The organism is Streptomyces griseorubiginosus (genome assembly GCF_017614965.1).
Lineage (GTDB): Bacteria > Actinomycetota > Actinomycetes > Streptomycetales > Streptomycetaceae > Streptomyces > Streptomyces griseorubiginosus_B.
Genome location: NZ_WVUG01000715.1, coordinates 1 through 599, shown reverse-complemented (window position 1 = coordinate 599; position 599 = coordinate 1). Strand labels below are relative to the sequence as shown.

The window sequence follows — 599 nt, the reverse complement described above, 5'->3', positions numbered from 1 at the left end:
ATGAAGTCGGAGTTGCTAGTAATCGCAGATCAGCAGTGCTGCGGTGAATACGTTCCCGGGCCTTGTACACACCGCCCGTCACGTCACGAAAGTCGGTAACACCCGAAGCCGGTGGCCCAACCCCTTGCGGGAGGGAGCTGTCGAAGGTGGGACTGGCGATTGGGACGAAGTCGTAACAAGGTAGCCGTACCGGAAGGTGCGGCTGGATCACCTCCTTTCTAAGGAGCATCTAGCTGCCGCAAGGCAGCCAGAGCCACTACACCAGCGAACGTCTGGTGGTGGTCAGCTCATGGGTGGAACGTTGATTATTCGGCACGGTCCAGGACGGACCAGGCGCTAGTACTGCCCTTCGGAGCGTGGAACGCTGATCTGGTCGGACGGCCTGGCCGGGCACGCTGTTGGGTGTCTGAGGGAATGAACCCTCGGATGCCGGCCCCAGTGAACTCGTCCGGTTGGGCGGGGTGGTGGGTGGCTGGTCGTTGTTTGAGAACTGCACAGTGGACGCGAGCATCTGTGGCCAAGTTTTTAAGGGCGCACGGTGGATGCCTTGGCACCAGGAACCGATGAAGGACGTGGGAGGCCACGATAGGCCCCGGGGA

The 599-nt window shown here is 61.3% G+C and carries 2 rRNA genes; both read left to right on the top strand.

Annotated features, from left to right (window positions below):
* A 16S ribosomal RNA gene (locus GRC12_RS44920) occupies positions 1-218 on the top strand; the annotation flags it as partial.
* A gap of 297 nt (positions 219-515) precedes the next feature.
* Positions 516-599: ribosomal RNA gene (locus GRC12_RS44915) — 23S ribosomal RNA — on the top strand; the annotation flags it as partial.